Source organism: Arthrobacter sp. CP30, assembly GCF_053470025.1.
Window position 1 is genome coordinate 1 of record NZ_JBQEMM010000017.1, and the last position, 24,231, is coordinate 24,231.

The window sequence follows — 24,231 nt, forward strand, 5'->3', positions numbered from 1 at the left end:
CCCTGACGAACCCGTCCGGCGGCACCTCCGCGACACCCCGCTCCCGCCCGCCCCTGGCGCACCCCTCCGGCCGCGCACCCGCGACGCCCGCGACGCTTGCGTTCCAGCCCCTCCCGACCCGTTCGACCTTCCCGAGGAACCCCATGATCTCGCTGAGACACCTGACCAAGACCTACGGCCGCGGCGACGCCGCCGTCACCGTGCTCGACCACCTCGACTTCGAGGTGCCCACCGGGCGGATCGCCGCCGTGGTCGGCCCGAGCGGTGCCGGCAAGAGCACCCTCGCGCAGTGCATCAACCTCCTCGAACGCCCCACGTCGGGGTCCGTCGTCGTGAACGGTGAGGACCTCTCCGGCCTGCCCGAGAAGCGCCTCCGCGACGCCCGGCGCCGGATCGGCACCGTCTTCCAGTCCTCGAGCCTGCTCAGCCGCCGCACGGCCGCCGAGAACATCGCCCTGCCCCTCGACTTCCTCGGAGTGACTCCGCAGGAGACGAGGAGCCGGGTCGGTGAACTGCTGGAGCGGGTGGGACTCACCGACAAGGCGGGCCACTACCCGTTCCAGCTCTCCGGCGGGCAGGCCCAGCGCGTCGGCATCGCCCGGGCGCTCGCGCTGCGTCCCTCCATCCTCCTGGCCGACGAAGCCACGTCCGGGCTGGACCCGGACACCACGCGCTCCGTCGTCGGACTCGTCCGCGAACTGCGCGACGACCTCGATCTCACGGTCGTGTTCATCACCCACGACATGGACACGGTGCGTCAGGTCGCTGATACCGTCGCCCGGCTCGACCACGGGAGGATCGTGGAGCAGGGCAGCCTCGTGGACCTGCTGACCTCGCACGGCTCCCGCCTCGGTCGCTCGCTGCAGCCCCGCCGCGGCCACGCCGGACCGGAAGCCGGCACGCGGACGTGGTTCGTCACCTACGATTCCACCACCGTTCCCGGCGACTGGATCCAGCGCGTGACCGCCGACCTCGGGGCGAGCGTGCACCTCCTGGGGGCATCGGTCGAGACCGTGCACGGCGTCAACACGGGCAGTGCGACGCTCGGCATCGCGACGGACGACGACGCCCGCGTCGTGGCGGCGCTCGCCCGGTGCGGACTGAGCGGCACTCCGGACCACTCCGCCGCAGCCTTCGGTCCGACCGACGGGCGGATCCTCGCCGGAGCCCTCGAGGACGCGGCATGAGCGCCGTCGTCCTGCCGCGCGCCGACGTCCCCCTCGGGGACCTGCCCGCCCTCCTGCTCCCCGCCTACGGGGAGACCGTCACCATGGTGTGCATCGTCATGGCCGTGGTCCTCGTGATCGGGACCCCCCTCGGCGTGCTGCTCCACAACGCGGCTCCCGGCGGGCTCCATGAGCGCCCGGCACTGCACACCGTGCTCAGCTGGATCATCAGCATCGGCCGGTCGCTGCCCTTCCTCATCCTCATGGCGGCGATCGTGCCGTTCACGCGCTTCGTCACGGGTACGAACATCGGCATCGCCGCAGCGGTCGTGCCGATGTCGCTCGCGGGCATCGCCTTCTTCACGCGTATCGTCGAGAACGCCCTGCGCTCGGTGCCGCCGTCCATCATTCAGGTGGCACGGGCCGCGGGCGGGTCCCACCTCCAGATCATGCGGTCCGCGCAGTTCGGGGAGGCCGTCCCCGCGGTGATCGGCGGCCTCACCATCCAGGTGATCGCGATGATTGAGTACTCGGCTATCGCGGGCACCATCGGTGCCGGGGGCATCGGCTACGTCGCCGTCACCTACGGCTACCAGCGGTTCGACAACACCGTGATGCTCGCGACGATCGTGATCCTCGTCGTCACCGTCGCCCTCGTGCAGGTGGCCGGCGACCGCCTGGTCCGGTTCACCACGCCGCAGAAACGGCTCCAGCGCGCCTGACGCCGCGGCGTCGTCGGCTCCATCCCGCTCCACCGCCACCCGGTTCCCCTGCTCCACCCGACACCGCGCCCTCCGGCGCGCCCAGAAAGGCCTCCACCATGTCCGAGAACACCCCTTCCCCCTCCGCCGGCACACCGATTCCCGAGGCCGATCACGGCTTCACGCTCCGCACACGGCGCAGGGCCCCGTGGATCGCGGGAGGCGCCGTCGTCGTGCTCGCGGCCGGTGCCTTCATCGCCGTACCGCTCCTGAATCCCGCGGAATCCGCAGCCGAGACGGAGGGCGCTACCCTCCTCGTCGCCACCGCCGAGGGGAACCACGCCGAGCAGGCGCTCATCGAGTTCATCGACCGCGAGGTCGCACCGAAGTACGGCATCGACATCGAGTTCACGGGGCTCAGCGACAGCAACACCATCAACCGGGCGGTGAGCGAGGGCGAGGTGGCAGCGACCGTCTACCAGCACGAACTGTGGCTCGGGCAGGTCCTCGAGGCCAACCCGGACTTCCGCGAGACCGCGGTGGCGCCGGTGTTCCGCTGGGGCTTCGGCATCTGGTCGGACAAGTACACGAGCGTCGACCAGATCCCCGACGGCGGCACCATCTCGCTGTACTCCGACCCCGCCAACGAGGCCCAGGGGCTGTGGCTGCTCGAGCGGGCCGGCCTGATCACCCTGAAGGACGGCGTGGACAAGTGGGCGGCCACCCAGGACGACATCGCGACCAACCCCAAGAACCTCACCTTCACGCTCCTCGACTTCGGGGCGCAGTCGAGGGCGCTCCCGGACCTCGATGCCGCCGTCGGCTACACCGAGTACTACACCGCGGCGAAGGTGCCCCTGGAGAAGCAGATCTTCGCGCCGGCGGCGCCGGACGAGTTCGCCTCGCAGCTGACCGTCGGCACCGACTACCTGGAGACGGAGAACATCCAGAAGCTCACCGAGGCCTTCGCCGACCCTGCCGTCCAGGAGTTCCTCACCACGGACCCGAGCGTGAAGGACCTCCTGCTGCCGATCGACGCCTCCTGAGGGCTGCGTCCGGGGACCGCGTCCCACCGTCCCATCACCCGGGCGCGGGAGACACGGCGTCCGGGTGATGGGAATACGGGTGCGCTCCGGGCTGAACCGCCCGGAAGCGGTGGCTTCGGCGCGGGGTGGGGACTAGCGTCGGGACCAGACAATCCATCGATCGAAGGAGTTCCCATGTCACGCGTAGCCATCATCGGCGGGCACGGCAAAGTAGCGCTGCACCTCACGAAGATCCTCACGGACCAGGGCCACCAGGTCAGCTCGATCTTCCGCAACCAGGACCACGCCGCCGACGTCGAGCAGGCAGGCGCCACGCCCGTCGTCGCCGACCTCGCGGAGCTCTCGGTGCAGGACATGGCGGACGTCTTCAGCGGGCACGACGCCGTGGTCTGGTCCGCCGGATCCGGTGGCAGCAGCCCCGAGGCCACGTACGCCATCGACCGCGACGCCGCGATCCGGTCGATGGACGCCGCCGAGCAGGCCTCTGTGGGCCGGTACGTCATGGTGTCCTACCTCGGGGCGGGCAAGGACCACGGCGTGCCCGAGGACAACAGCTTCTTCCACTACGCCGAGTCGAAGGCCGCCGCCGACGAGCATCTGCGCAACTCGAAGCTGGCCTGGACCATCCTCGGTCCCGGCTCCCTGACCACAGATCCGGGGACCGGCACCATCGAGGTGTCCGACAAGCCCCAGCAGGATTCGGTGCCCCGCGAGGACGTGGCGCACGTGGCCGCCGTCGTGCTCGGGGACCTCGGGACGGTGGACCGGACCATCCAGTTCAACAGCGGTCCGACGCCGATCGCCGAGGCGATCGAGGCAGCCATTTAGGGCGCACACCACCGAACGATGACGGCGCCGGGCCTGGTCCGGCGCCGTCGTCGTGTGCCGGGCTTGTGTGTTCCGGGCTTGGTCGCCGCGTCCTTCCCGCACCAACCGGCCCGGCTGCCCTGTGACTGGTGTCGCGACGGGACAGGCCGCGGCGGATAGACGCCGCTGCTTCGTGCATGCCGTTCACGCCCCGAACTGCGTGTCACGGCCCGACACGCCGCGACGGAGCGGCCTACCGACCGAAAGGCGTGTACGAAGGCCCACCCGGAGGCTGACTCGGGGCGGGTGGGACGACGACGGCGGCCGAGAGGCCGCGCGCGAGAGCGCACCCCGGAGGTTGACTCGGGGCGGGTGGGACGACGACGACGGCCGAAGTGTGCGCACGAGGGCATACCCCGGGCGGGGAGGAACCCGGTCAGAGCCCGTCGGCGGCGTGGAAGGTGCGGAGCGCCTCGACCACGAGCTTGTGGTCCTCCAGCTGAGGGAGGCCGGACACCGTCACGGTCGCCACCGGTCCCACGCCGCGGATGTACAGGGGGAAGGAGCCGCCGTGGGCCGCGTGGGTCGTCGGGTCCACCATCGGGTTGCCCTCGAAGCGGCCGCCGTTGCGCCGTGCCCTCAACCCGACGAGCAGTGACGGCACCAGGTAGCGGGCAGCGGTGCGGCTCTTGGCGTCGAGCCAGAAGTCGTTGTCGGGTGTGGCGCCGTCGAGCGCGGCACGGAAGAGGATGTGGTTCGGTTTGCTGATGCCGATGGCGATCGGCAGGTTCCGGCCGACCCCCATCTGGACGAGGAGCTGACCGAGCGCCACCGCGTCGTCGTTGGTGAAGCGGGTGAACTGGAGCTCGGCAACCTCTCCCTCGACCTTCGCGATGAGCGCTTCGAGTGCTTCCGCGGGCTGGTCGGCGCCTCCGTTGGGATCGAACGGACGGAGGACTGTCGAGGGGGCATCATTGCTCATTGGTCAAATCTACGTGGTCGGGAGTGGTCGGCGGAATTGCCGGCGGCGGACGATCTCCGGTGGTCTTGACACCGCGCGGAAGCGCCGTCCGTGCGGCTCGGACGGCGGGCGGGGTCAGTGTCCGGGCGCGCAGGGTCCGGACCCGAGAAGGGCCAGGCCGGCCCGGTCACCCGGGCCGAAGGACACCAGCCCGGTGTTCGCTGCATACATCAGCTCGCGCGGATCATCCACGTGATCGAGCCCCACGACGTGGGCGAGCTCGTGCATGAGGGTCGCCCGGACGAGGTCCCTCCCCGCGGGATACGCCAGCGTCTGGGTCGCATCGGTTGCGTCGATCTGCACCTGCCCGGCGACGTACACGAGTGGCTCACCGGGGACGTAGGCGTACTCACTGCCACCCAGTCCGGCGATGTCGCCGGCGAGCTGGGGAATCTCCGCAGGGCTCGTCCAGGTGATGAGGAGTGGCGCCCAGGTCCGGCCGTAGAGCTCCGGCTGGTAGAGATCGCGCTCCTCGGACGGCCCCTCCGACGTCGTCCCGTCGTCGACGAAGTGCAGTCCGGTGGCCGCGGACACCTCCGCCACGGCTTCCTGGACGAGCCCTTCCGTCCCCGGCGGCGCGTTGTGCGGCCGGACGACGTAGTGCACCGGGCGGCACGGGTCGACAGCTACCCACTCCTGCGACTCGGTGGGGGACGGGAGGAGCCGATAGGCGCCGGAGGCCGGAACGAGTGGTGGCACGCCGAGCGGACTGTCCTGTGCCTCGACGCCCCGGGGCGGCACATTCGCGCCGGGCAGGTAGGGCAGGGCGATCGGCAGGACGAAGCGGTCGAACAGCGACGGCGTCGCGTACAGGAAGGCAACGAGCAGGACGACCCCGATCGCGGTGACGGAGGACCGGGTGCGGGACGCCCGCCGTCGTGATCCTCGGAGCCCGGCCCGCCTGCTCCGCCGGGAGCCGGTTGCAGGAGCGCGCCATGGGTGAGGATCCCTGGCGCGTCCCACTGCGTCGTCCAGCGCCCACTGCGGGACCCTGCCCGAGGGCGAGCGCCGCAGCCTGCTGGCCCCGTCCCTGCGCTCGTGGTACCACTCCCGATCCATCGCACCCATGTGCAGCCCCCATCCTGTCCCTCCCATGCTGCGGCAGGTCGTGGACGCGGGCGGACGGCGGGGCGGGTCCTTGGGCAAAGCTGCGGCAAGGCTGAGCGGAACGGCGACGGCCCCGCCTGCTGGGCGGTCACGACCTCCGCGGGCACGGGAACGACGACGGCCCCCCTCCTGCTGTGGGGCAGGAGACGGGGCCGTGGGCCGGGACCGGGCTAGGAGGTCGTGATGTCCCTCGTCGCGTAGTCGAAGCGGAACGTGACCGACGCGTCCGAGAGCAGGTGCAGTTCGTGGTTGGCGCCGTCGCGCACGCCGAACCGGCCGTAGTTCTCGTCCCAGCCGCCGTTCACGAGGATCTTGAACTGATAGGTGCCGGCGGGCAGCTGCAGCGTCTGCTTCCAGAGGTTCTCGGTCGGCTCCCACACGAACTGCAGCTCGCGGAGGTCCGTGCTCCAGTGGCCCGCCTCGCCGAACAGCGGATCGAAGTCGCCGGAGAGTGCGACGGACTGCGGCTGACCCTGCCAGGCCTCGTCGGCCGGGGTGCTGGTCGGTACCTGCTCGGTGGCGACGTCGGGGGAGACCTCGAGGGTCGGGGCGACGTCGGGCGGGGTGGGGTCCTCGGAGGTCGTGGCGTCGGCGGGGGCGAGGTCCGCCATGGTCTCCGAGATGTCCGACTCCTCGGCTGTCGCGGGCGGCTCCGATCCCTCAGCCGACGCCGTCGCGCCCGCCTCCGGGTCGGCCTGGACGGCCTGCGCGTCCTCGCCGAGGGACTCGGGGGACTGCGGCGCGTGCGTGACGGCCGGGGCCTGCTCGGGCACGGGGGCGCCGCTGATCATGGCGTTGATGAACTGGTCGGGATCGGCGAACGCGTGGACCGCGCGGATGCCCTCGTCGGTCGCCGTCCAGCCGGAGCGGCCCTTGACCAGCCAGCCGGCCTTCACGAGCTTGGCCGTCGCCGTCGTCAGGGCCTTGTACCCGCGGGGGACGCCGCCGGAGAGGAGCTCTGCCTCCTTGGCGTCGAAGGGGACTGCCGCCACGGCCTGCGACATCACGTCGCTGGGCGCGACGCTGTTCCCGGCCTCCTGGTGCTCGGCGAGCAGGGCGAGGGTGGTGCGCAGGCGGACGTTGGTGCTGTTCCGGGGGGCGATGACGATCTCCTTCGTGGTGTTCATACGGCGTGCTGCGGTCCATCATGACCGCGGGTCCCCGCGCGCGGTGAGGAATCTGCGGAGCGCATGCTCCTACCCAGGCGGATCGCGGCGTGCTAGGACTGCGGACGGCAGCACATTGATGGTATCGAAGGAACCCCGCCCGGTGCGCCCCGGGGCGCCGGATGACGGCCCGACATCCGGGGGCGACGCCGTGGACCCGGCCGTGCCATCCGGTGGGACGGTGCTAGGTTCGCGGGATGGCAACCAGACCAGCGATCAGGACGAGACCCGGCACGACGACGGCGCCCACCTCGCTGCCCCGCACCATCGCGCGCTTCGTGCTCGGGGCGTTCCTCCTGTTCGCGGGGACCGCCCATCTCACCGTCGCGCGGTCCGAGTTCGCCGCGCAGGTGCCGTCCTGGCTGCCGCTCGACACGGACGTCGTGGTGATCGCGTCCGGCGTCGTCGAACTGCTCCTCGGTGCGGCGCTCGTCGCGCTCCGGCGGTACCGGGTCGTCGTCGGGTGGGTGGTCGCCGCGTTCTTCGTCGCGATCTTCCCGGGCAACATCGCCCAGTACGTCGAGGGTGTGAGCGCCTTCGGCCTGGACACCGACGCGGCACGCCTGACGCGGCTGTTCTTCCAGCCCGTGCTCGTCCTCTGGGCGCTCTGGTCCACGGGCGCCTGGCGGGACCGTGCGGTCCTGAGCCGGACCGTGCGGTCCTGAGCCGGACCGGGCGGAACCCTCCGTGGCCCTAGGGTACGCGGCCCGATCCGGCAAGAGCCCACCACCCGCCGGTGTTCATCAGTATGCTTCCCATATCAGCTGGTGGTGTTCGCCGCCCGGACCTGCGATATGGGAGAACTCCATGAAGACACTCCGTCCCCTCCAGTCCATCGACAAGCTCGAGAACGCTGCCGCACTGGATCCGGTGGCCAACAAGGTCCGTGATGTGGTGCAGGCCGTGCTCAAGCCCGGTGCCCTGCGTGATGTCCTGCACGGTGTGCCCATCGGCCACCCGCTGCACCCCCTGATGATCCTCGTCCCGACCGGAAGCTGGCTCTCCGCGGCGGTCCTGGACCTGATCCCGGGATCCAATAAGGCGTCCGCCGTCCTCATCGGCACCGGTGTCGCCAGCGCTGCCCCCACGGCGCTCGCCGGCTGGGCCGACTGGTCCGAAGGCCACGAGCAGCAGCTGCGCGTCGGGATCGTGCACGCGACCGCCAACCTGATCGCCGTCGGCCTGTACACCGGCTCGCTCCTCCAGCGGCTGCGCGGCAGGTCCGGCAAGCTGCTCTCCTACACGGGCCTCGTGGTCGTCTCGGCCGGTGGCTTCCTCGGTGGGCACATGTCCTACCGGCAGTCGCTCGGCGCCAACCACAACGAGGACGTGCCGCACCGCATCGAGGCCCGCTGGCACTCCATCGGGTCCCTCGAGGAACTGCAGGACGGCAAGCTCGAGAAGCGCGTGCTGGGCGAGATCCCGCTCGTCGTCTTCCGTCGGGGCAGCGAGGTCTCGGTGCTCTCCAACACCTGCAGCCATCTCTCCGGGCCGCTGAACGAGGGCAAGGTCACGTTCGACGACGGCAATCCGTGCGTCGTCTGCCCGTGGCACAACAGCGGGTTCTCACTGAAGACCGGTGAGGTGGTGCAGGGTCCCGCGACCTCTCCTCAGCACTCCTTCGAGACGCGGGTGATCGCCGGCCAGGTCGAGGTGTCGCTCCCCAACGCGGGCTGAACGGGCAGGGCCGGATCTCGGCGGCGGCGCGGGCGGAAGCGCTCGCCGGCGTCACCCCGGGTCAGGCCGCGCCGGCGTCGCGCTCCTCGAGGCCCCACGGCGAGCCGTAGCCGGCGGGGGCGTCCGCGGCGAGCAGGTCAAGGAACGGTTGGGCGTCGAAGGCCTCCGGGCCGAGGACGCCCGATCCGCTCCAGGCACCGGAGGCCAGGAGTTCCAGGGCGATCACCGGATTGACGGCGGTCTGCCAGACCACGGCCTGCGAGTTGTACTCCGCCATGGACCACGCGTTGTCCACCACGTGGTAGAGATACACGGCCCGGGGTGCGCCGTCCGTCCCGGTGCCCGTCACGTACGCGCCGGCGCAGGTCTTGCCCTTCATGCGGCTGCCGAGCGTCGCCGGATCAGGCAGCGCGGCTGCCACGACGTCGCGCGGGGCCACCGACACGCCCTTCACGTCGAGGGGTGCGGTGGAGTCCAGGCCCAGGGTGTGCAGCGTGCGGAGCACCGTGATGAACTCCTCGCCGAGCCCGTACTTGAAGGTGACCCGGCGGGCCTTCGTCCAGCGCGGCATGAGGATCACTTCCTCGTGCTCCACGTTGACGCATTCCACCGGGCCGATCCCCTCGGGGAACTCGAACACTTCCGGCTCGCTGAACGGCGCGGTGGTGAACCAGCCACGCTCCCGCTCGAAGATCACCGGTGGATTCAGGCATTCCTCGATCGTGGTCCAGATGGAGAACGACGGCGCGAAGTCGTACCCCTCGACGGTGAGATTGGCGCCGTCGCGCACCCCGAGTTCCTCGATGGAGGAGAAGAGATGGTCCTCCGCGTAGCGCGCGAAGACGTCGGAGAGGCCCGGTTCCACGCCCATACCGACGAGCGCGAGGCGGCCGGCGGCCTCCCATTGCGTGGACGCGGCGAACTGCTCGTCGCCGAGCATCACCCCGGTGTGCTCGTGCGGGTGGTCCGGGTGCGGTGTGGACAGGCTCATCGCCATGTCGAGGTACGTGGCGCCCGCCTCGAAGCAGCCCTCGAAGATCGGCATCACGAAGCGCGGGTCCACGGCGTTGAGGACGTGCGTGATGGAATGCTGGCGGACCACGGCGGCGACGGCGGACGACGACGACGCATCGATCTCCGCGGCGACCAGCCGGGGGTCGCCGAGTTCGTCGACGAGCGCCTGCGGGCGGGCGGGGTCGTAGTCGGCGATCACGAGGGCGTCGAAGAACGGCCGCCGGACGGCGATCCGGGCGGCGGCCGAGCCGACGCCGCCGGCGCCGATGATGAGGATGCGCATCAGGAGAGTCCTCCGTCGATGGAGCGTCGGTAGATGTCAGGGGAATCGGGGACCAGGACGGGGGAGTCCTCGGTGAGGGTCTTCCCGGCGAAGAACGGGCGGGAGGAGGGGCGGGTGCGCCAGAGCAGCATGAGGACCAGGCCGAGGGCCAGGGATCCGATGCCCACCACGAACGTCCCGCCGATGCCGAACAGGACGCTGTACCCGTAGTCGACGTCGGCCATGTCGATGGCGGACTTGATGAAAGCCGCGGTGAGCATCAGGGCCCCGAGCAGGGGGAGCAGGAAGCGGAAGACCACGTTGTGCCGGGAGTCGAAGAGCTCGCGGCGGAAGTACCAGACGCAGGCATAGCCCGTGATGGCGTAGTAGAAGGCGATGGCCAGGCCGAGCGAGAGGATCGAGTCGGCGAGGATGTTCTCGCTGATGATCGTCATGACGACGTAGTACGCGATCGCGGCGATGCCCATGACCAGTGTGGAGAACGACGGCGTCCGGAACCGGGGGTGAACGGCGGCGAAGCGCTCGGGCAGGGCCCGGTACACGGCCATCGACAGTGTCCCGCGGGCCGTCGGGAGGATGGTGGTCTGCGTGGAGGAGACGGCCGAGACCAGCACGGCGATCACGAGCAGCCAGGACCACGGGCCGAGGACCACGTCCTTGAGTGCCAGAAAGACGTCGTCGGCGTTGGCTTCGTTGCCGAGGCCCACGCCGTCCTCGCCCACGCCCGCGTACATCATCGCCGCGACGGTGACGCCGACATACGTCACCAGCAGCAGGACGGTCGAGATCAGGGCGGCGCGGCCCGGAATGCGCCGGGCGTCCTTCGTCTCCTCGTTGAGGGCCAGGCACGCGTCCCAGCCCCAGTAGATGAAGAGCGCCAGGAGGATCGCCTCGGTGAAGCCCTCGACGCTCTCGAAGGCGAAGGGGTTGAACCAGTCCGCCGACGGCGCCGTCGCGTTCTCCGCGGTTCCGTTGGCCACACCCACCAGTGCGAAGACCACGAAGAGGGCCAGCGCGAGGTACTGCACGGCCAACAGGATGTTCTGGAGGCGGGCACCGATCTCCACGCCGCGATAGCTCACATAGGTCATCAGGGCGATGAACACGACGCCGGTCGCCGTGACCACGAGCGGATCCTCGGCGAGTGACCCGTCCCCGACGAGCAGCCAGAGGTAGATGCCGCCAATCTGCGCGAGGTTGGCCAGCACGATGATTCCCGCGACGGCGACGCCCCACCCGGCCATCCAGCCGGCCCAGGGGCCGAAGGCCTTCGTCGCCCAGGTGAAGGACGTCCCGCAGTCCGGGACGGCCTCATTGAGTTCACGGTAGGCGAAGGCGACGAACAGCATGGGGATGAACGCCACGATGAAGGCGATCGGCGCCTGGGCGCCGACGGCGAGGACCACGAAGCCGAGAGTGGCGACGAGCGAGTAGACCGGGGCTGTCGAGGCCAGGCCGATCACCACCGAACCCCACAGTCCGAGTGTCCCGGCGGCGAGCCCCTTGCCCTGGGTGTGGGGGTCGCCCGAAAGGGTGTGGTCGGCGGGGCTGAGCGGCATGGCGACCTCGACTCCTCGGCGGCGTCGGTCCTCCGACACCGTGATGCAGCACACAATACCGACCAGTCGGTTTTCTGACCAGCCCCTAGACTTCCCCTCATGCGCCTCGCCCCACGGACCCCCCAGCGACTGCTCGACGCCTACGAGGACCTGCTGGTGACCGAGGGGGAGCGCGGTGCGACACTCGATGCCATCGCGCAGCGCGCCGGCGTCTCCAAGGGCGGGCTGACCTACCATTTCCGCTCGAAGGACGAGCTGACCGCAGCCCTCTTCGACCGGTTGCGCCTCCTCGTCGAGGAGGACCTCGGGATCATGCGCGCGGCTCCCGCCGAGGCCGCGCGGTACTACATCAGGAGTTCGCTCGACATCGCGAGCCCCCTCGAGCGCTGCAACGTCGCGGTGACGCGGCTGGCACAGGGTTCCAACTCCGGGGCCAACGAGCTGCTCGCCTGGTGCCGCGTCCAGTGGTTCGACGTCCTGCTGCAGGCCCTCGGCGACGAGGACATGGTGCACCTGGTGATGCTGCTCGGCGACGGCATCTACTTCACCGCTTCGCTCAGCGGGACGGGCGCCATGCCGTCGGAGACCGATCCTGCGACGATCGACCGCATCATCGGCCTGATCGACACCATCACGCCCTGATCCCGCGGCTGGACGTCCCGCCGTGGACTGCGGGACCGGGGTATCCCTCCGATCGTCACACGCAGGGCGAGGCGCGTTCACCCGGACGCCATGTTCGGTTCGTAGACAGGGATGGACCCGTCCGTCCTGACCCGGGAGCAGCATGCCGTCACCCACCTCCACCTCTCGCATCACCGCCCGGCGCGCGGCGACACACCGCACCGCCGCGCGAGCAGCTGCCGTGCTCGCGGCCGTCATCGTCAGCGGCGCGGGCCTGCTCGCGCTCCCGGCCAGCGGCGCCGTCGTACCGGCCGTCAGCTCCTCGGGCCAGGCCGCTGTCCTGACGCTCGGGGACACGGGTCACGACAAGAGCATCGGGTCCGATCAAGATCTTGGCGACGACCGGAGCGTCGGCTCAGCTGGGAACGTCGTTCATGAAGGGAGCGTCGGGTCCAACGCAAGCGTCGTTCATGACGGGAGCGTCGGGTCGGATGACCGGTCGGACGACGACGTGGTGTTCAGTCCGACGGGCGAACTGGCGTCGACCGGGGCGAGCGGACTCCTGCTGGCAGCAGCGGGTGTCGTCTTCGCCCTCCTCGGCGTCCTGCTCCTGGTCCTCCGGCGCCTGACCCGGGGTGACGCCACAACCGCCTGATCCTTGATCCACGACGTGGACCGGCCGAGATCGAACCCGAGGGTGCAGAGGGCGCGATGGTGCGTCGTGCTGCGGCACTGCGAACTCCGCGGCGACGTCGATCCGCCCGTAGTTCTTCCAGCGCCTCGCGGGGGTGTGGAAGGTGGTGTGTGTCCGGGTCCTGCGTCGCCGTGGCCCCGGACACGACGATGCCCGGCACCGAAGGCGCCGGGCATCGCGATGAATGGGGAGGGGTCAGTTCGTGGCCATCCGGCGGCGGACGACGAAGGCGCCGCCGATGACGGCCAGCACGAGGCCGCCGCCGAGGGCGAGGGCCGCGGAGTCATCGCCCTGCGGGGCCTGGGCGACGCCGGTGTCAGCGCCACCGACGGGCATCTGGCCCATCTGCTGCGGCACGGTCGGCGTCGTCACCGGAGGAGTGGTAACGGTGTTCTCGGCGACGATCCGATCGACGATGCTGGCGTCGTATGGTGGCGTCCCCGGCTCATCGCAACCCGTTGCATCGCCGTCGCGGTTCAGCCCGGGCTGGTAGCCGGGCGTTCCCACGGGGATGTTGTAGACGCCGGCCGCTGCAGCCTCGCTGCAGTTGTTGAACGGCAGTCCGACGGCGAGGGCCGGGCCTGCGGACAGGACGGACAGGCCGGCGACGGCGGTGGTGGCCAGGGCGATCGAGATCTTCTTCACTGAATACTCCTGAGACGTTGGTGGTGCTGGTTCCCCGACCGTACGGGGGCGACGGTCCTGGTGAGGCGGGGACAGCTGGCCTCAGGAAGAGGTTGCAGAGCGCAACTACATGGCCTATGCGGTCAGGGTTACGGCTTGAGGAGCACCGGCACCAGATCGGTCGCGTCGAGCATGACGGCCTCGATCTTCTCCGTCAACGAACCGTCGATCTCCGACGCCGCCTTCGCATCGATCCACCGCTGGTCGGTGCCGAACGCCGTCCAGTTCGCCTTCGGGTCGCCGTCGTGCCGGAGGAGGTAGATGAGGACCTCCGGATTGTCGACGGGCGTCCAGTAGCCGAGGCTCGTCATGTTGTGCTCGGTGAAAAGGTCGATGGTGACGGAGCGGAAGCGCTCCATCAGCGCGTCCATTCTGCCGGGTGTCGCGGTGTAGGTGCGCAGTTCGTAGGTCATCCCCCGATCCTGTCGCAGAAGGAGTTCTACGTCGAGCCGGTCGCTGAAGGATGGGACTCCCTGCCCCGGCAGTGTTGCCTGAGGCCCCCGTCCTTCCCCCGGTGGTCCGTGCTGAGTAGAGTTCGCCGCACGGGCCCCCGTGGGCTCGTCGGGAGCAGACCTGCGCTGGGCAGAGTCGTGGTGTGCGACCACTGTTGGACGTGTGTCTGCGACCTGGAAGCAAGGACACTTCTCCAGAGATCGAGGCACGTCATGTACAAGACATCACTGTTCGGCGCCGTCGTGTGCGTCGTCGTACTGGCAGGTGCGGGAGCCGCTCCTGCGTCGGCTCAGGGCCAGGTGGAGCGAGGCCCCGCGCACGCCAATTCCATCTGTTCGTACTCGGGCCAGAATGACGAACCCGACGCGGACTTCCCCGAGGGCGGGCGGGTCCAGTCCTACGGGCAGCTGGTCAGGGCCGGCCTGAAGGCACAGGTCCCGAGCCCCGGGATGCTGTGCAACGGGCACCTGTTCCCCTTCCCTGAAGGGTTCGGGCCGGAGGTTCCCTAGTCCATCGACACGTCGGCCCTCGGTCTCGGGGCCGGTGTGCCGGCACTGCGGACCAGGCAGCCTCGGACGCGCGGGACCTACCGCGTCGAGGGGTTCGCGCCCGCCGCGTTCCGCGCCGCGAGGATGTGGGTGCGCATCACGGCCTCCGCCCACTCGCCGTCGCGCGCCTGCGCCGCGGCCACGAGCTCCGCGTGGTGCTGCATGGACCGCCGTAGCGCCTCGCCGCTGTACTTGCGGAACGTGTGCGCGACGACGGCGGGCCGCATGACGGCCTGCAGCGCCGTCGCGACGTGCCGGTTGCCGCACCGCTCGATGAAGATCCCGTGGAACGCCGCGTTGAGGGCACTGAGCCCCTCCATGTCGCCGCCGTTCGCGACCACGGCCTCCATGCGCGCCGACAGCGCTGCGAGCTCGACGACGTCCTCGTCCGTCAGGTTCGGTATGGACAGCAGGACGGCGTGCGGCTCGAAGCCCGCGCGGACGTCGTACAGGCCGGCGACGTCCTCGGGCGAGAAGTCGACCACCTGCGCGCCCTTGTTGCGGCTGAGTTCCACGAGCCCCTCGGCCGCCAGCCGGCTGAGCGCCTCCCGGATGGGGGTCCGGCTGACCCCGATGCGTTCCGCCAGGTTCGCCTCGCGCAGCCATGACCCGGCGGCCAGCTCCCCGGAGGCGATCATCGACCGCAGCCGCCCGTACGCGCTCTCGTCCCGCGGGGCGTCCGTCAGCGGTGCGGGGGGAGCGGGTGCGGCAGCGGCAGTCGTCTCCATGCCTGTCACGCTATCGCGTCGGGCCAGGACGCGGCGGCCAGTGCGGCGCGGGTACCGCCCCTCGACACGAAGGACGACGACGCCCGCCCGGTGAGCTCGACGATCCGTTCCGAGGCCAGCATGTACCGGTCGAGGTCGATGCCCGTGGTGATGCCGAGCCCGTCGCACAGGTGCACGAGGTCCTCCAGCGCGGCGTTGCCCAGCACCGATGGGTCGCCCGGGAACCACAGGTCCCCGCCGAGCCCGGCGAAAGATCCCTCGAGCCAGGTGGCGCCTGCGAGCATCGCCGCGAGCGCGTTGGCGGGCGCGAATCCGTTGCGGTTGTGCAGGTGCACGCCGACATCCAGCCCAGGGTAGAGGCGCCGCACCTCGGCGATGCCGTCGTACATCTCGCCCGGCTCCTCCTCGCCCGAGGTGGCCGCCAAATACACGCCGTCGGCCCCGGCGTCCACGGCGGCACGGACGACGCGCAGTCGTTCCTCCCGCGTCACGGGCCCGCGCGCGGGAGCGAAGAAGGCGCAGGCGACCGCGACGACGAACCGGATGCCCGCCCGGTCGGCGAGCGCCCCGATGCGCTCGACGTCGGCGAGGATCTGGTCGACGGTGAGGCGCTGGTTCCGGAGGCTCACCTCCTCGTCGGCGGACACGACGACGACGAGTTCGTCCAGTCCGCAGTCCACGGCCCGTTCGGCGCCCCGGAAGTTCGGCGCGAGTCCGCGGTACCGGACGCCGTCCATCCTGGGGACGGCGGCCATGACCTCGGCGGCGTCGGCGAGCTGCGGGAGGACTTTCGGGTGCGCGAAGCTGACGGCCTCGATCTCGCGGACCCCGGCATCGATGAGGATGTGCACCAGCTCCACCTTCTCCGCCGTCGGCACCATCGCGGGCACCGACTGCAGGCCGTCGCGCAGCCCCACCTCGACGAGCCGGATCGAGGACGGCAGGCTCGGGAGACTCATGCGAGCCACGGTGTACGCGGGGCGGTGGGGATGGCGCCGTCGATCCCGACGTCGGTGGCCCGGTGGTCCGACGGTGACGTGCTCATGCGAGCCCCCGCCCGCGCAGGGAGGCGAGGGCGGCGTCGTCGACCCCCACCTCCGCGAGGACCGCTGCCGTGTGCTCCCCGAGCGCCGGCCCGGGCCAGCGGACCGTACCCGTGGTGCGGCTGAGCCGGGGGAAGACGTTCTGCTGCGCGACGGGGCCGAGGACGGGATGCTGCACCTCGGTGATGGACTCCCGCGCCAGGTACTGCGGGTCGGTGAGCATGTCGACGGGGCGGAAGATCTTGCCGGCGGGGACACCGTGCGCCTCGAGCGCGGCCTCGAGGACGGCAGCGTCCTGGGTGGAGGTGTAGCCGCCGATCAGGGCGTCGAGCTCGGCCTGCCGTTCCCCGCGGGCGCCGTGCGTCGCGTACCGGGGATCCGTGGCGAGATCCGGCTGCCCGATGGCTGCGGCGAGCCGCCCGAACACCGTGTCCTGGTTGGCGGCGATCAGCAGCCAGGAGCCGTCCGCGGTCGGGTAGACGTTGCTCGGCGCGACGTTCGGGAGGATGGCGCCGGTCCGCTCGCGCTGGTAGCCGGAGATCTGCCACTCGGGGACGAGGGACTCCATGACGCCGAGCACCGCCTCGTAGATCGCCGAGTCGACCATCTGCCCGCGGCCGCTCACCTCGCGCTCGCGGACCGCGGCGAGCGCACCGATGGTCGCGAACAGGGCCGCGAGCGTGTCCCCGATCGAGATGCCGACCCGCGAGGGCGGCGTCGAGGGATCGCCGACCACGTAGCGGAGGCCGCCCATCGCCTCACCGATGGCACCGTACCCGGCCCGCTGCGCGTAGGGCCCGTTTTGGCCGAACCCGGAGACGCGCACCATGATTAGGCGCGGATTCAGGGCGGCGAGGTCGGCGTACCCGAGGCCCCAGCGCTCCATGGTGCCGGGACGGAAGTTCTCGATCAGGATGTCCGCGCGGGCGATCAGCTTCCGTGCGAGGTCCTGGCCCTCCGCCTCGCGCAGGTTGAGGGTCACGGACCGCTTGTTCCGCCCCACCACGGACCACCACAGGGACTGCCCCTCGGGGAGCTGCCGGCCCCACTGGCGAAGGGGATCACCCTTGGCCGGGTCCTCGATCTTCACGACGTCGGCCCCGAGGTCACCGAGCATCTGGCCGCAGAACGGGCCGGCGAGCAGCTGTCCCAGCTCGATGACGCGGAGACCCGCGAGTGGTCCGGTCGACGCCGGTGGCTGGTCGGGGGAGGGAGTCTCACTGGCGGTCATCGGCAGGCCTCCGGGGCATCGGGATGTCCGGACAGAGTGGCCGAACGTATACAACTTCGCACTCACACGCCGAGATGGCAAGGGATGATCTACCCTGTTTCAGAAAGTTGTATGCAAACCATTGACGCTCCCGCCCGGCGCTCCTACGCTTTCACCAGCGGACGGCGTGACGCACGCCACTTCGTGCCGGAGCCCCCTTCTCCTGCACGGGTTCGTGCGACACCACCCGTCCGCGAGTGCACCACCAGCCCTGCGCGACGCGCCGCGTCCCCCATCCGGCGCGTCGCGCAGCCCACGGCCCCGTCCAGGCAGCACCCTGATCCACCCCCACCCAGAGGAGACCTGATGGCGTTTCGGCTCGGCGTAGACGTGGGCGGCACGTTCACGGACATCCTCCTCATCAATGAGGCCACCGGCGAGACCCACCGGTACAAGACGGCGTCGACGCCCGAGGACCAGTCCATCGGGGTGCTCCACGGCATCGAGCAGGCCTGCCGCGCCGCAAAGGTCCCGACGTCGGAGGTGACGGAGGTGCTCCACGGCACCACCGTGGCCACGAACGCGATCCTCGAGCACAAGGGTGCTCGCGTGGGCCTCGTGACCACCAAGGGTTTCCGGCAGGTGCTGCAGATCGCACGGTCCTTCGTGCCCGGCGGCCTGGCCGGCTGGATCATCTGGCCCAAGCCCGAGCCCCTCGCCGACCTCGAGGACACGGTCGAGGTGAACGAGCGCGTCACCACCAGTGGCGAGGTGCGCATCGAGCTCGACGACGACGACGTCCGCACCCAGCTGCGGAAGCTCAGGAAGCGCGGCATCGAGGCCCTGAGCATCAGCCTGATCAACTCCTATGCGAACGGCAGCCACGAGGCGCGGATCGCCGAACTCGCCGCCGAGGAACTGCCCGGCGTCCCCGTCTCCGTCTCCTCGGTGGTGCTGCCCGAGCTCCGCGAGTACGAGCGCACCATCACCACCGTCGCCAACGCGTACGTGCAGGGCCAGGTCTCGCGCTACGTCGGCAATCTCGAGGACAAGCTCACGGCGGCCGGCATCGAGGGCCACCTCTCCATCCTCAGGAGCGACGGCGGGCTCGTCTCCGGGAAGGTCGCCGCCGACAACCCCGTGTCCCTGCTGCTCTCCGGCCCGGCGGGCGGCGTGACCGGCGCGGTCTGGGCCGCCGAGCAGGCCGGCTTCAAGAACCTCCTCACCTTCGACATGGGCGGTACGTCCACCGACGTCGCCCTCGTCCAGGACCTCACCCCGCGGATCGGCCGCGAGACGACGGTCGGTGACCTGACGGTCCGCGCGACGTCGGTGGACGTCCGGACGGTCGGTGCCGGCGGCGGGTCGATCGCCCACGTCCCGCAGCTGACCGGCGCGCTCCGGGTCGGTCCGCAGTCCGCGGGCGCGGTGCCCGGTCCGGCGTCGTACGCCAAGGGCGGCACCGAGCCGACCGTGACGGACGCGAACGTGGTGCTCGGCTTCCTGCCGTCCCAGCTCGCCGGGGGTGAGATCGGCCTCGACGTCGAGGCCGCCGGCACTGCCGTGAAGGCCATCGCGGAGGCGATCGGACTCGACGGCGTCGAGAGCGCGGCCGAGGGCATCATCGACATCGTCAACGAGAACATCTACGGCGCCCTGAAGCTCGTCTCCACGCAGCAGGGCTTCGACCCGCGGGACTTCGCGCTCGTGGCCTTCGGCGGGGCGGGTCCGCTGCACGCCAACGCGCTCGGCAAGCTCACGGGTGCGTGGCCGGTGATCATCCCGCCGTCGCCCGGTGTGCTGTGCGCCTACGGTGACGCGACCACGAGCCTCCGCGACGAGTCCGCCCGGACCCTCGTGCGGCGCTTCAGCGAGCTCGACGATGCCCAGGTGCGCGGTGTGCTGGAGGACCTCGCGGCGACGGCGAAGGAGTCGCTCCTCGCCGCGGGCCTCGCGGAGGAGGACCTGACCGTCACCTACTCGGCGGACCTCCGCTACCACGGGCAGGGTTTCGAGATCCCCATCCCGGTGGACCTCCGGACCTTCCGGGACAGCGGCGACGACGGCGGCCTGACGGCGCTGCGGGCCTCCTTCGACACCGAGCACGAGCGGCTCTTCGCCTTCCTCCTCGACAACGAGCACGAGCTGGTGACGGCCCGCGCCACGGTGAGCGGACCACGTCCGCAGGTCGCGAGCGTCACGCTCGACGCCGGACCGGCCGACCCGCTGCTGGCGCTTCGCAGCACGCACTCCATCTTCGTGGGCGGTGAGCACCACGAGGCCTCCATCTACGACCGGCACCTCCTGAAGGCCGGGAACGTGATCACCGGTCCCGCGGTCGTCGCCGAGATGGACTCCACCACGCTGGTGCTCCCGGGGCACGCGGCCACGGTGCATCACCACGGGAGCCTGCTGATCAGGCCGATCGAGAACGACGCAGCAGCAACCACGAGTGAGGACTGACCCATGGCCCAGCTGATCGAGACCGCCACCTCGGAGCTCACCGCGGTAGACGTGGACGTGGTGACGCTCGACCTCATCGAGAACGCGCTCCGCAGTGCCCGCTACGAGATGGACGAGACCCTCTTCCGCACCGCGCTCTCCCCGGGCATCCGCGAGCAGCACGACGAGTTCCCGCTCATCGCCGATCCCGAGGGCAAGATGATCGTGGGACAGTTCGGGCTCTCCATCCCCGACTTCCTGGCGAACTTCAGCGGCACCATCGAGGAGGGGGACGTCCTCATGACGTCGGACCCGTACTCGTGCGGGGCGGCGATCAGCCACGCGAACGACTGGCTCGTGGTCATGCCCATCTTCTTCGAGGGGCGGATCGTCGGGTGGGCGTCGCAGTTCGGGCACATGACCGACGTCGGCGGGAAGACCCCGGCATCCATGCCCACGGACGCGCGGACCATCTTCGAGGAGGGCGTGATCATCCCGCCCTTCAAGCTCTACCGGAAGGGCGAGCGGGACGACACGGCGCTCGGCATCATCCTCAACCAGGTGCGGAAGCCGGACTGGAACCGGGCGGACCTGAACGGGATCGTCGCGGCGTGCCGGACGGCGTCGCGCCGGGTGCAGGAGATGTGCGCGCGGTTCGGGGTGGACACGTACACGTCCGCACTGAACGCCCTGCTGGACCGGAACTACCGGGCCATGAAGGCGCTGCTGGCGCTGGTGTTCGAGGAGGGCAAGCCGGTCTCCTTCACCGACTACATCGACGACGACGGCCGCGGCTACGGTCCGTACGAGCTGACGATGACCATCACGCGGACCGGCGACAAGGTGCTGATCGACCTCACCGGCAGCGCCCCGCAGGCGCAGGGGCCCATCAACTACTACATCAACGAGAACCTGATCCGGATGTTCTTCGGCATCTACATGATCACCGTCGCGGACCCGCAGATCCTGTGGAACGACGGCTTCTACCCGCTCGTGGACGTCGAGATCCCGGAGAACTCGTTCTGGAAGCCGGCCTACCCGGCGGCGCTCAACGGCCGTAACCACGGCATCGGCCGCCTGTTCGACCTCTTCGGCGGGCTCCTCGGCCAGGCCAACCCGGACCTGCTGAACGCCGCCGGCTTCTCCTCATCACCGCACTTCATGTACTCGGGGAACTACAGCGAGGGCGAGCGGAAGGGGGAGTGGTTCCAGCTCTACTCGATCGGGTTCGGCGGGATCCCCGGCCGTCCCGTGGGCGACGGTCCCGACGGCCACTCGCTCTGGCCCTCGTTCGTCAACATCCCCTGCGAGTACCTCGAGAGCTACTACCCGCTCATCATCGACCGCTGGGAGACCATCCCGGACAGCGGCGGCGCGGGCCTGCACCGTGGGGGCAACGGGGTCGACGTCGCCTACCGGTTCCTGGAGGCCGGCACCATCGCCATCCACGACGACCGCTGGCTGACCTACCCCTGGGGCGTGAAGGGCGGCGAGCCCGGCGCGCGCGGGACCAAGTGGATCGACCGGGCGGACGGCAGCCGCGTGGTGCTCGCGTCCAAGGTGCACGACGTCACCGTCGGCACGGACGACGTCCTCCACTTCGTGACGTGGGGCGGGGGCGGCTGGGGCGACCCGCTGGCCCGCGACCCCGAGCTCGTCTGTAAGGAGGTGCGGCGTGGCCTCGTCACGCAGGCCGGTGCCCGCACGTACGGGGTGGTGTGCGACGACGACGGTGACCTCGATGCTGCTGCCACGTCCTCGCTGCGCGCCTCGATGAGCGAGGGTCGTGAGGAGCCGTTGCCGCTGTTCAACCGGGGCGATTCCATGGAGAACCTCCTGGCCAACAGCCTCGCCGAGACCGGGCTGCCGGCACCGACCCCACCGCTGGCGGTGTAGTGGCTGCTCCAGCCGACCCGTCCGGTCCCACGCCTGCGGGGTCCGGGGAGTCGCCGCCGTCGGGCTCGCTCTCGGGGTCACCCGCTGCGGGGTCCGGCGATGGGTCGTCGCCCGGGTCCTCCGCCGGGTCGTCCTCCGGGTTCTCCTCCGGCTTCGACGGGACGCTGACACCGGGGCCGCGCCGCGCGGTCATCGCCGTCGATCTCATGCGGGCCTACTTCGACGACGCCAGTCCGCTGTGCCTGCCGTCGTCGTCGTGCCTCCACGGAGCCGCAGCCGTCCTGGCAGCCGCACGCGCGGCCGGGTACCCCGTCTTCCACACGGTGGTGCGCTTCGACGACGCCGCGCACGGGGGAGTGTTCCTCCGGAAGGTGCCCGCGCTGCAGCTGCTCATCCGGCCGAAGCCGGGAGGGGTGCCGCCCCTGGGCGAACTCATGCCCGACGTCGCGCCGCTCGAAGGGGAGACGGTGCTGGTCAAGCAGTCGGCCAGCGCCTTCTTCGGCACCGACCTGGCAGCGCTCCTCCACGAGGCACGGGTGGACACCGTCATCATCATCGGCGTCAGCACGAGCGGCTGCGTCCGGGCGACGGCGGTCGATGCGATCCAGCACGACTTCGTGCCGATCGTCGTCCGCGATGCCGTCGGCGACCGGGACGACGCAGTGCAGCGGGCCACGCTGTACGACCTGCAGGCCAAGTACGCCGAAGTGGTGGGCCTCGACGAGCTCACCTGGTGAGGCGGCTCTCCCCGGCCCGTCACTGCGGCCGGCAGGTCAGCGGGGGCGGAGGATCAGGACGTGCCCTCGGCCGCCCACGCCCTCGCGTAGAACGGGAGCGAGAGCGAATCCAGGAGGATGTCGTAGGCCTTCGGAGCCAGGGCCTGGGACGAGTTCGCCGGGATCTCCGGTGTGAAGACCGAGACGCCGAGCCCGGCCGCACCGTCCTGCAGCGTCAGCCCGGCGGCCTCCAGGAGCGTCGGGTACAGGCTGAACTGGTCCGCGTTCTGGCGCAGCGGGACGGGCCCGCTGCCGCCCGGGATCCAGATCCGGTTGAAGATGGAGCGGGTGGGATTGCCGTCCAGCTGCTCGTGCAGCGGATCGGTGGGGGGTGATCGCCGGAGGTGGTCGCCCACGATCACCACGGCGGTGTCCTCGAGATAACCCTGGTCCCTCATGTGGTTCACGAGCCCTGCCACCTGGGCCACGGAGCACGAGTTCACGGAGAGCACGTCGATCTCGGTGTCGACCTGGCAGTAGTCGTAGATGTGGGACGGCTCGTGGGTGTCGAGCGTCAGCATCGAGAGGTTGAACCGCTGTCCGGTCCGTTCCGACTCGGCGTGCAGCCGGTCGACCTCCAGCTTGGCCTGGTTCATCAGGCTGCCGTCGCTCAGGCCCCAGTCCTCACGGAAGGCCTCGGGCGGTTCGTCGGAGGCACGCCAGTCGTTGAGGTCCTTCACCTCGGTGTAGCCGTGCGTCCGGAGGTAGGTCCCCTTGCCGGCGAACGCGGCGTTGGCGCCGGTCAGGAACACGCTGGTGTAGCCGTGACCCTTCAGCACATCGCCCGAGCAGGTCAGGCCGCCGAGATAGGTGGGGGTGTCGGTGCCGAGGTCGTTCGTCAGGGGCTCGCTCGCGGCGGCGCCGGTGGCCTTCAGCGGTACCCCGCACTCGGACGCGACGATGCCGGACATGGTCCATCCCCCACCGCGGTACTGCCGGAGGGACCCGGTGTTCACCCAGCCCTCGGACGGCTGGGTCACCTCCTTGATGGGAGCGAAGGCGTCCTTCTCGAACAACCGCTCGTCCTCGAGCGTGGCCTCTCCCGATTCGAGGTAGACGACCACGAGGTTCCGCGCATTCTCGTCACTGGTGACGACCGGCTCCACGTAGTAGTCGCCGAGGTCGGCGTCGGAGTTGGCCGCAGCGATGTAGTCGGCCACGCCCACGGTGTTGGCGAACGCCGTCGTACCGCTCACGACGACGACCCCCACCAGGGCGACGGCCAAAGCCCGGGTCCTGGCGGCGGACGCCGCCCGGCGCATGTGGCGACCCGGCAGATCACGGGGGTGGCGCCACCGGTAGTGCAGGAATCCTATGGCCGCGCTGATCAGGATGGGGGCGACACCGATGCCGAAGATCCCTATCCAGACGATGGAACCGCCACCGCCCTCGGTCTCCACGGACACGAGGTTGAGCATCATCTGGCTGACGGAGATGTCGCCCCAGTAGTGGCGGATGCCGAGGCCGGCGATCAGCAGCACGAGGCCCGCCCACAGCAGGAGGTAGAGCAGCGCGTAGGCCAGGGCAACAGCGATCGGTCGGGCCGACTGTCGAATGCTCCAGGACATCGCTCCACCTCCTCTTCAACA

At 70.3% G+C, this 24,231-nt stretch carries 23 protein-coding genes; 12 read left to right on the forward strand and 11 right to left on the reverse strand.

Features of this window, described 5'->3' with window-relative positions; all coding sequences use genetic code 11:
* Positions 1-143 precede the first annotated feature (143 nt).
* The 4 genes from ACTIMO_RS16435 to ACTIMO_RS16450 all read left to right on the forward strand — a co-directional run bounded on the left by ACTIMO_RS16435 (position 144) and on the right by ACTIMO_RS16450 (position 3,741).
* Complete coding sequence (locus tag ACTIMO_RS16435; protein WP_448183095.1) at positions 144-1,187, forward strand: methionine ABC transporter ATP-binding protein; 1,044 nt, start codon at positions 144-146, stop codon at positions 1,185-1,187.
* Positions 1,184-1,888: a methionine ABC transporter permease gene (locus ACTIMO_RS16440; RefSeq protein ID WP_448183096.1), complete on the forward strand. Its 705-nt coding sequence runs from the start codon at positions 1,184-1,186 to the stop codon at positions 1,886-1,888. The genes ACTIMO_RS16435 and ACTIMO_RS16440 overlap by 4 nt, the downstream gene beginning before the upstream one ends.
* 98 nt (positions 1,889-1,986) lie before the next feature.
* The gene (locus ACTIMO_RS16445; RefSeq protein WP_448183097.1) at positions 1,987-2,913 is read left to right on the forward strand and encodes a MetQ/NlpA family ABC transporter substrate-binding protein; all 927 of its coding nucleotides are present in this window, start codon (positions 1,987-1,989) and stop codon (positions 2,911-2,913) included.
* Between the two features lie 174 nt (positions 2,914-3,087).
* Positions 3,088-3,741 carry an SDR family oxidoreductase gene (locus ACTIMO_RS16450; RefSeq protein ID WP_055769717.1) on the forward strand — a complete coding sequence of 218 codons (654 nt, stop codon included), beginning with the start codon at positions 3,088-3,090 and terminating at the stop codon, positions 3,739-3,741.
* 415 nt (positions 3,742-4,156) lie between these two features.
* Here the strand turns inward: ACTIMO_RS16450 and ACTIMO_RS16455 are convergent, their stop codons facing one another.
* From ACTIMO_RS16455 to ACTIMO_RS16465, 3 genes are all read right to left on the reverse strand, one after another.
* Complete coding sequence (locus ACTIMO_RS16455) at positions 4,157-4,702, reverse strand: heme-degrading domain-containing protein (RefSeq protein ID WP_448183098.1); 546 nt, start codon at positions 4,700-4,702, stop codon at positions 4,157-4,159.
* Between the two features lie 114 nt (positions 4,703-4,816).
* Positions 4,817-5,809 carry a peptidase gene (locus tag ACTIMO_RS16460; RefSeq protein ID WP_448183099.1) on the reverse strand — a complete coding sequence of 331 codons (993 nt, stop codon included), beginning with the start codon at positions 5,807-5,809 and terminating at the stop codon, positions 4,817-4,819.
* A gap of 209 nt (positions 5,810-6,018) precedes the next feature.
* On the reverse strand, positions 6,019-6,975 hold the full coding sequence (locus ACTIMO_RS16465) for a pullulanase X25 domain-containing protein (protein WP_448183100.1): 957 nt from the start codon (positions 6,973-6,975) through the stop codon (positions 6,019-6,021).
* Positions 6,976-7,211: 236 nt separating this feature from the next.
* On the opposite strand from ACTIMO_RS16465, the gene ACTIMO_RS16470 reads away from it, so the two are divergent.
* Positions 7,212-7,679, forward strand: coding sequence for a DoxX family protein (locus ACTIMO_RS16470; protein WP_448183101.1), 468 nt, complete (start codon positions 7,212-7,214; stop codon positions 7,677-7,679).
* 142 nt (positions 7,680-7,821) lie between these two features.
* Entirely contained in the window at positions 7,822-8,691 is an 870-nt protein-coding gene (locus ACTIMO_RS16475) for a Rieske 2Fe-2S domain-containing protein (RefSeq protein WP_448183102.1), read from the forward strand.
* A gap of 61 nt (positions 8,692-8,752) precedes the next feature.
* On the opposite strand, the gene ACTIMO_RS16480 is transcribed toward ACTIMO_RS16475, so the two are convergent.
* Entirely contained in the window at positions 8,753-9,988 is a 1,236-nt protein-coding gene (locus ACTIMO_RS16480; RefSeq protein WP_448183103.1) for a saccharopine dehydrogenase family protein, read from the reverse strand.
* On the reverse strand, positions 9,988-11,547 hold the full coding sequence (locus ACTIMO_RS16485) for an APC family permease (RefSeq protein WP_448183104.1): 1,560 nt from the start codon (positions 11,545-11,547) through the stop codon (positions 9,988-9,990). The genes ACTIMO_RS16480 and ACTIMO_RS16485 overlap by 1 nt, the downstream gene beginning before the upstream one ends.
* A 99-nt stretch (positions 11,548-11,646) precedes the next feature.
* Between ACTIMO_RS16485 and ACTIMO_RS16490 the strand changes: the two genes are divergently transcribed.
* Both ACTIMO_RS16490 and ACTIMO_RS16495 read left to right on the forward strand, forming a co-directional pair.
* Complete coding sequence (locus ACTIMO_RS16490; RefSeq protein WP_448183105.1) at positions 11,647-12,189, forward strand: TetR/AcrR family transcriptional regulator; 543 nt, start codon at positions 11,647-11,649, stop codon at positions 12,187-12,189.
* A 142-nt stretch (positions 12,190-12,331) separates the two neighbouring features.
* Complete coding sequence (locus tag ACTIMO_RS16495) at positions 12,332-12,823, forward strand: hypothetical protein (RefSeq protein ID WP_448183106.1); 492 nt, start codon at positions 12,332-12,334, stop codon at positions 12,821-12,823.
* A gap of 234 nt (positions 12,824-13,057) precedes the next feature.
* On the opposite strand, the gene ACTIMO_RS16500 is transcribed toward ACTIMO_RS16495, so the two are convergent.
* Together ACTIMO_RS16500 and ACTIMO_RS16505 are read right to left on the reverse strand one after the other, a co-directional pair.
* Positions 13,058-13,507 (reverse strand): excalibur calcium-binding domain-containing protein, encoded by a 450-nt coding sequence (locus tag ACTIMO_RS16500; protein WP_448183107.1) that lies wholly within the window; start codon positions 13,505-13,507, stop codon positions 13,058-13,060.
* 128 nt (positions 13,508-13,635) lie between these two features.
* Complete coding sequence (locus ACTIMO_RS16505; protein ID WP_422391339.1) at positions 13,636-13,959, reverse strand: NIPSNAP family protein; 324 nt, start codon at positions 13,957-13,959, stop codon at positions 13,636-13,638.
* A gap of 252 nt (positions 13,960-14,211) precedes the next feature.
* Here ACTIMO_RS16505 and ACTIMO_RS16510 point away from each other — a divergent pair, with 252 nt between their 5' ends.
* Positions 14,212-14,508 (forward strand): hypothetical protein, encoded by a 297-nt coding sequence (locus ACTIMO_RS16510; protein ID WP_422391340.1) that lies wholly within the window; start codon positions 14,212-14,214, stop codon positions 14,506-14,508.
* Between the two features lie 77 nt (positions 14,509-14,585).
* On the opposite strand, the gene ACTIMO_RS16515 is transcribed toward ACTIMO_RS16510, so the two are convergent.
* The 3 genes from ACTIMO_RS16515 to ACTIMO_RS16525 all read right to left on the reverse strand — a co-directional run bounded on the left by ACTIMO_RS16515 (position 14,586) and on the right by ACTIMO_RS16525 (position 17,549).
* On the reverse strand, positions 14,586-15,275 hold the full coding sequence (locus ACTIMO_RS16515; protein WP_422391341.1) for a GntR family transcriptional regulator: 690 nt from the start codon (positions 15,273-15,275) through the stop codon (positions 14,586-14,588).
* A 5-nt stretch (positions 15,276-15,280) separates the two neighbouring features.
* Positions 15,281-16,234 (reverse strand): hydroxymethylglutaryl-CoA lyase, encoded by a 954-nt coding sequence (locus ACTIMO_RS16520; RefSeq protein ID WP_422391342.1) that lies wholly within the window; start codon positions 16,232-16,234, stop codon positions 15,281-15,283.
* A gap of 82 nt (positions 16,235-16,316) precedes the next feature.
* Entirely contained in the window at positions 16,317-17,549 is a 1,233-nt protein-coding gene (locus ACTIMO_RS16525) for a CaiB/BaiF CoA transferase family protein (protein WP_448183108.1), read from the reverse strand.
* 345 nt (positions 17,550-17,894) lie between these two features.
* Between ACTIMO_RS16525 and ACTIMO_RS16530 the strand changes: the two genes are divergently transcribed.
* Genes ACTIMO_RS16530 through ACTIMO_RS16540 form a run of 3 tightly spaced genes read left to right on the forward strand, consistent with a single transcriptional unit; the run spans position 17,895 to position 22,603 of the window.
* The gene (locus tag ACTIMO_RS16530) at positions 17,895-19,991 is read left to right on the forward strand and encodes a hydantoinase/oxoprolinase family protein (protein ID WP_448183109.1); all 2,097 of its coding nucleotides are present in this window, start codon (positions 17,895-17,897) and stop codon (positions 19,989-19,991) included.
* Between the two features lie 3 nt (positions 19,992-19,994).
* A complete protein-coding gene (locus tag ACTIMO_RS16535; RefSeq protein WP_448183110.1) occupies positions 19,995-21,866 on the forward strand; it encodes a hydantoinase B/oxoprolinase family protein in 1,872 nt (623 codons plus the stop codon).
* On the forward strand, positions 21,866-22,603 hold the full coding sequence (locus tag ACTIMO_RS16540; protein WP_448183111.1) for an isochorismatase family protein: 738 nt from the start codon (positions 21,866-21,868) through the stop codon (positions 22,601-22,603). Before ACTIMO_RS16535 ends, ACTIMO_RS16540 begins: the two co-directional genes overlap by 1 nt.
* Positions 22,604-22,656: 53 nt before the next feature.
* Here ACTIMO_RS16540 and ACTIMO_RS16545 read toward each other — a convergent pair whose 3' ends face one another.
* Entirely contained in the window at positions 22,657-24,210 is a 1,554-nt protein-coding gene (locus tag ACTIMO_RS16545) for an LTA synthase family protein (protein ID WP_448183112.1), read from the reverse strand.
* Positions 24,211-24,231: the final 21 nt, after the last annotated feature.

Bases quoted from the DNA above. Each gene is read 5' to 3' on its own strand.
- ACTIMO_RS16435 (WP_448183095.1), top strand. From the start codon at position 144: ATGATCTCGCTGAGACACCTGACCAAGACCTACGGCCGCGGCGACGCC.
- ACTIMO_RS16440 (WP_448183096.1), top strand. From the start codon at position 1,184: ATGAGCGCCGTCGTCCTGCCGCGCGCCGACGTCCCCCTCGGGGACCTG.
- ACTIMO_RS16445 (WP_448183097.1), top strand. From the start codon at position 1,987: ATGTCCGAGAACACCCCTTCCCCCTCCGCCGGCACACCGATTCCCGAG.
- ACTIMO_RS16450 (WP_055769717.1), top strand. From the start codon at position 3,088: ATGTCACGCGTAGCCATCATCGGCGGGCACGGCAAAGTAGCGCTGCAC.
- ACTIMO_RS16455 (WP_448183098.1), bottom strand. From the start codon at position 4,702: ATGAGCAATGATGCCCCCTCGACAGTCCTCCGTCCGTTCGATCCCAAC.
- ACTIMO_RS16460 (WP_448183099.1), bottom strand. From the start codon at position 5,809: ATGGGTGCGATGGATCGGGAGTGGTACCACGAGCGCAGGGACGGGGCC.
- ACTIMO_RS16465 (WP_448183100.1), bottom strand. From the start codon at position 6,975: ATGAACACCACGAAGGAGATCGTCATCGCCCCCCGGAACAGCACCAAC.
- ACTIMO_RS16470 (WP_448183101.1), top strand. From the start codon at position 7,212: ATGGCAACCAGACCAGCGATCAGGACGAGACCCGGCACGACGACGGCG.
- ACTIMO_RS16475 (WP_448183102.1), top strand. From the start codon at position 7,822: ATGAAGACACTCCGTCCCCTCCAGTCCATCGACAAGCTCGAGAACGCT.
- ACTIMO_RS16480 (WP_448183103.1), bottom strand. From the start codon at position 9,988: ATGCGCATCCTCATCATCGGCGCCGGCGGCGTCGGCTCGGCCGCCGCC.
- ACTIMO_RS16485 (WP_448183104.1), bottom strand. From the start codon at position 11,547: ATGCCGCTCAGCCCCGCCGACCACACCCTTTCGGGCGACCCCCACACC.
- ACTIMO_RS16490 (WP_448183105.1), top strand. From the start codon at position 11,647: ATGCGCCTCGCCCCACGGACCCCCCAGCGACTGCTCGACGCCTACGAG.
- ACTIMO_RS16495 (WP_448183106.1), top strand. From the start codon at position 12,332: ATGCCGTCACCCACCTCCACCTCTCGCATCACCGCCCGGCGCGCGGCG.
- ACTIMO_RS16505 (WP_422391339.1), bottom strand. From the start codon at position 13,959: ATGACCTACGAACTGCGCACCTACACCGCGACACCCGGCAGAATGGAC.
- ACTIMO_RS16510 (WP_422391340.1), top strand. From the start codon at position 14,212: ATGTACAAGACATCACTGTTCGGCGCCGTCGTGTGCGTCGTCGTACTG.
- ACTIMO_RS16515 (WP_422391341.1), bottom strand. From the start codon at position 15,275: ATGGAGACGACTGCCGCTGCCGCACCCGCTCCCCCCGCACCGCTGACG.
- ACTIMO_RS16520 (WP_422391342.1), bottom strand. From the start codon at position 16,234: ATGAGTCTCCCGAGCCTGCCGTCCTCGATCCGGCTCGTCGAGGTGGGG.
- ACTIMO_RS16525 (WP_448183108.1), bottom strand. From the start codon at position 17,549: ATGACCGCCAGTGAGACTCCCTCCCCCGACCAGCCACCGGCGTCGACC.
- ACTIMO_RS16530 (WP_448183109.1), top strand. From the start codon at position 17,895: ATGGCGTTTCGGCTCGGCGTAGACGTGGGCGGCACGTTCACGGACATC.
- ACTIMO_RS16535 (WP_448183110.1), top strand. From the start codon at position 19,995: ATGGCCCAGCTGATCGAGACCGCCACCTCGGAGCTCACCGCGGTAGAC.
- ACTIMO_RS16545 (WP_448183112.1), bottom strand. From the start codon at position 24,210: ATGTCCTGGAGCATTCGACAGTCGGCCCGACCGATCGCTGTTGCCCTG.